General features: G+C 70.7%; 4 protein-coding genes. 2 read left to right on the top strand and 2 right to left on the bottom strand.

Features of this window, described 5'->3' with window-relative positions; genetic code table 11:
• The first annotated feature begins 190 nt into the window (after positions 1-190).
• A complete protein-coding gene (locus ACIQOV_RS29255; RefSeq protein ID WP_380544695.1) occupies positions 191-1,090 on the top strand; it encodes a RecB family exonuclease in 900 nt (299 codons plus the stop codon).
• On the top strand, positions 1,091-1,762 hold the full coding sequence (locus ACIQOV_RS29250) for a response regulator transcription factor (RefSeq protein WP_188299078.1): 672 nt from the start codon (positions 1,091-1,093) through the stop codon (positions 1,760-1,762).
• A 97-nt stretch (positions 1,763-1,859) separates the two neighbouring features.
• Here the strand turns inward: ACIQOV_RS29250 and ACIQOV_RS29245 are convergent, their stop codons facing one another.
• Positions 1,860-3,386, bottom strand: a complete 1,527-nt coding sequence (locus tag ACIQOV_RS29245) for an ABC transporter substrate-binding protein (protein WP_359901198.1) — start codon at positions 3,384-3,386, stop codon at positions 1,860-1,862.
• A gap of 299 nt (positions 3,387-3,685) precedes the next feature.
• On the bottom strand, positions 3,686-4,390 hold the full coding sequence (locus tag ACIQOV_RS29240) for an HAD family phosphatase (protein WP_359901201.1): 705 nt from the start codon (positions 4,388-4,390) through the stop codon (positions 3,686-3,688).
• Positions 4,391-4,417: the final 27 nt, after the last annotated feature.

The following is a 4,417-nucleotide window of genomic DNA, read 5'->3' as shown; positions in this document are numbered from 1 at the left end:
CTGCCGCCCCCTGCTGTCGCTCACCGTGATCCCTTCGGTCGTCTCCCCCGTCGTGCCCGGTACGCCCACGCTACGTGATCGCCGCCCTCCGGCGCCGCGCGGCCCTCCCCCCGGCTTCATACCCACTCCCGCGCGTCCGTGGCAGCACCGTGGCAGCGGGATGACAGGAAAGGGCAATAGGGTCGTAGCCATGCAGCACACCGACACCAGCAGTGCCGCCGTGCGTCCGGCGGCACCCCCGACCGGGCTCTCCCCGTCCCGAGCGGGGGACTTCCTCACCTGTCCCCTGCTGTACCGGCTGCGGGTGATCGACCGGCTGCCGGAGCCGCCGAGCTCGGCGGCGACCCGGGGCACGCTGGTGCACGCGGTGCTGGAGAGGTTGTTCGACAGCCCGGCGGCCGAGCGGACGCCGGAGCGGGCGCTGGGCCTGCTGCGCCCGCAGTGGGAGCGGCTGCTGGGCGAGCGCCCGGAGCTGGGCACGCTGTTCCCCGAGGACCCGGACGGCGCGGCGCTCACCCGCTGGCTGGCGGACGCCGAGAAGCTGGTCGGCCAGTGGTTCCGGCTGGAGGACCCGACCCGGCTGCACCCGGTGGAGCGGGAGCTCTACGTGGAGACGGCCCTGGGTTCGGGGCTGCTGCTGCGCGGCTACATCGACCGGGTGGACGTCGCCCCGACCGGTGAGGTCCGGCTGGTGGACTACAAGACCGGCCGGGCGCCCTCGCGGGACTTCGAGGGCAAGGCGATGTTCCAGATGAAGTTCTACGCCCTGGTGGTGTGGCGCTGGAAGGGCGTGATCCCCAAGCGCCTCCAGCTGGTCTACCTCGGCGGCGGCGGGGACGTGGTCAGCTACGACCCGGACGAGGCCGACCTGCTCGCGGTGGAGCGCAAGCTCCAGGCGCTGTGGGAACGGATCGGCCACGCGGTGGCCACCGGGGACTTCCCGGCCACCCGCAACCGCCTCTGCGACTGGTGCGACCACCAGGCCAGCTGCCCGGAGTTCGGCGGCACCCCGCCGCCGTACCCGCTGCCGCTGGCGCGTACGTCGGATGAAAGCGATCCCACGGGGGATCCGATGAGCAAGGAGTCCTAGGTGACGATCCGAGTGCTGCTGGTCGACGACCAGCCGCTGCTGCGCACCGGTTTCCGGATGATCCTGGAGGCCGAGTCCGATCTCGTGGTGGTCGGCGAGGCCGGCGACGGCCAGCAGGCGCTGGACCAGGTGCGGGCGCTGCAGCCCGACGTGGTGCTGATGGACATCCGGATGCCCAGGATGGACGGCGTCGAGGCGACCCGCCGGATCGCCGGCCCGGGGCGGGACGGCCCGGCCAAGGTGCTGGTGCTGACCACCTTCGACCTGGACGAGTACGTGGTGGAGGCGCTGCGCGCGGGCGCCAGCGGCTTCCTGCTGAAGGACGTCCCGGCCGAGGAGCTGGTGCAGGCGATCCGGGTGGTCGCGGACGGCGCGGCGATGCTGGCGCCGAGCATCACCCGCCGGCTGCTGGACATGTACGCCACCAAGCTGCCCTCGGGCGACGAGGCGCCGCCGCAGGCGCTGAGCGCGCTGACCGAGCGCGAGCTGGAGGTGCTGAAGCTGGTGGCGCGCGGGCTGTCGAACGCGGAGATCGCGGCCGAGCTGTTCGTCAGCGAGACCACCGTGAAGACGCACGTGGGCCATGTGCTGACCAAGCTGCAGCTGCGCGACCGGGTCCAGGCGGCCGTGTACGCCTACGAGAGCGGGCTGGTGCGCCCGGGCGCCCTGTAGGGGCGGCGGCGGCCGCCCACGGCTGCTGAAACGTCACGGCGGCCCGTCCGCTCCCCCGTACCGACGGGGAAGCGGGCGGGCCGCCGTCCTGCGGGCGCTACTTGTTGGTCCGGCTGATCTCCCAGAAGCGGAAGTAGCCGGTGGTGTCGACGGTGGACTCGACGCCGGTGACGTACGAGCGGGCCGCGAAGAAGGACTTGTTCTGGTACAGCGGGATCAGCGGCACGTTGTCGGCCTCGATCTGCTGGATCTGCGCGTAGGTGGCGGCCGCGGCGCTGCGGTCGGTCTGCTTGAGACCCTCCGGCACCAGCCTTCCGCTGATCCGCGGGTCGTCCCAACCGTGGTGGTAGGCACCGCCGTTGACCAGCAGCGGGGCGAGGTAGTTGTCCGGGTCCGGGTAGTCGGCGAACCAGCCGATGACGTACGCCTGGTACCTGCCCTCGGTCCAGCCCTTGCGGTACGAGTCCCAGTCCGGCTCCTGGGCGAGCGTCACCTGGAAGAGGCCGCCGGTCTCCAGCTGCTTCTTCAGCGTCTCGGCCTCGTTGCTGCCGGCCCGCGAACGGGACCAGGTGAGGGTGAACTTGACCGGGGTCTGGACCTTGGCGTCGGCGAGGATCTTCTTCGCCTTGTTCACGTCCTGGTCGCCGTAGCGGTCGAAGAAGGCCGTGGTGTGGCCGGGCAGGCCGGCCGGGACCATGGAGTAGAGCGCCTGGACGGTGCGGGCGAAGACGTCGCGGGCCAGCGCCTTGCGGTCCATCATCTGGGCGACGGCCTGGCGGACGGCGACGTTGCTCATCAGCGGGTCCTTGGTGTTGAGGACCAGCGAACGGGTGTCGTTGCTGTCGCCCTCGGTCACCTGGAGGTCGGTCTTGCCGCCCTGCTGGTCGGAGCGGACCTGGGCGGCGGTGTTCGGCTCCAGGCTGTTGTCGGTGAGGTCGACCTCGCTCTTGTCCAGCGCGGCCTTCAGGTCCTCGGACTTGTCGAAGTACCGCACGGTGAACTTGTTGTTCCGCAGCTTGGCCTCGCCGCCGTACTTGTCGTTGGCCGACATCACGACCTTGCCCAGCTGCTTGCCGCCGTTCAGGTTCTCGACCGAGTCGATGCGGTACGGGCCGGAGCCGATCAGCTTGTCGTTGGGGACGAGCTTGTCGGCGGGGTAGACCTGGTGGTCCACGATGGCGCCGGCCGGGCTCGCCAGCTTGGCCGGCAGGGTGGCGTCGGGCGCGGAGAGGTGGAAGAGCACCTCGTTGTCGCCCTTGGCCTCGACGGACTTGATCGAGTCGAGCAGTTCGACCGGGCCGTTCGCGTCGTTGATCTTCTTGGTGCGCTCGATCGAGAAGACCACGTCCTGGGCCGTCATCGGGTGCCCGTTGGAGAACTTCAGGCCCGGCTTCAGGGTGCAGTGGTACTCGGTGGCGTCGCTACCGGTGAACTCGCAGGCCTGCGCGGCGTCCGGGGAGGGCGAGCTGGCCGCGGCCTGGAAAGTGAGCAGCGACTGGAAGGTGTTGCGCAGCAGCAGCCACGAGCCGGAGTCGTAGGCGGCGGCCGGGTCCAGGACACCGGTCAGCTGACTGGTGCCCATGGTGATCGACTTGCCGCCGTCCCCCTTGACCACGTCGGTCACCGATCCGCAACCCGTTACCGACACGGCGACCAGACCGGCGCAACCGAGTACTGCCAGGCGTTCAGCTGAAGTCTTCACGAGGCGCGTCCTTTTGGGTGGCACGAACTGGAGTAGCGTGCCATATCGAACACGCACGACCGATACCCGAGCAGATGACGTTTGGGACACGGCGGTTCAGGGCATCACGGCACGCCCGACGAGTTGTCAGCCAATGACCGTTTTCTCCCCCGGCGACTTCGCTCCGGGGGCCCGACGGGCCGCTTACCGGCGAGTAGGGCGGGGTCGCAATGAGACGACAATCACACCCGCGAAGCGACCAGGGAACGCAACAGGTCGAGGTCGACCTGCTCCAGCGACGACAGCACCAGCCGCCCCGGGGCCGGCTCGATCGCCGCCACCGAGGGCACCGCGATCACCGGGCAGCCGGCCTCCTCGCCCGCCCGCACCCCCGTCGGGGTGTCCTCGATCACCACGCAGCGGGACGGCTCCGCGCCCAGCCGCCGGGCCGCCTCCAGGTACGGGTCCGGGAACGGCTTGGTGCGCGGCACCTCGTCCCCGCCGATGGTGAAGGCGAAGTGGTGGGCCCCCAGCGAGCGCAGCACGATGTCGATCACGTGCCGGTGCGAGGCGGACACCATGGCGGCCGGAATGCCGTGCGCGGCAAGGGTGTTGAGCAGCCGCTCGGCGCCCGGCATGAGCGGCACCCCGCCGGCCAGCAGATCGACGAAGCGCTGGTTCACCAGCACGCCGAGGTCGTCCGGCGCGATGTCCGCCCCGGTCCGGGCGACCAGGTACTCCATCACCCTGGCCATCGGGCCGCCGACCACGTGGGCGCGGTCCGCCTCGTCCAGCTCGTGGCCCAGCTCGGCGAAGAGCGAGGCCTCGGCCTGCCACCAGAAGTCCTCGGTGTCCACCAGCGTCCCGTCCATGTCCAGCAGCACCGCCTGGAGCCCGCGGTCGTCCCCGTGGTCGAGGATGCGCGTGGCGGTGGGACTGGTCGTCATGGCAGGGGTCCTTCCGGCAGGCCCGGG

It is taken from the genome of Kitasatospora sp. NPDC091257 (genome assembly GCF_044757675.1).
In the GTDB taxonomy this organism is placed as follows: Bacteria; Actinomycetota; Actinomycetes; order Streptomycetales; family Streptomycetaceae; genus Kitasatospora; species Kitasatospora lactacystinica.
This window is presented reverse-complemented; position numbering and strand designations above follow the sequence as displayed.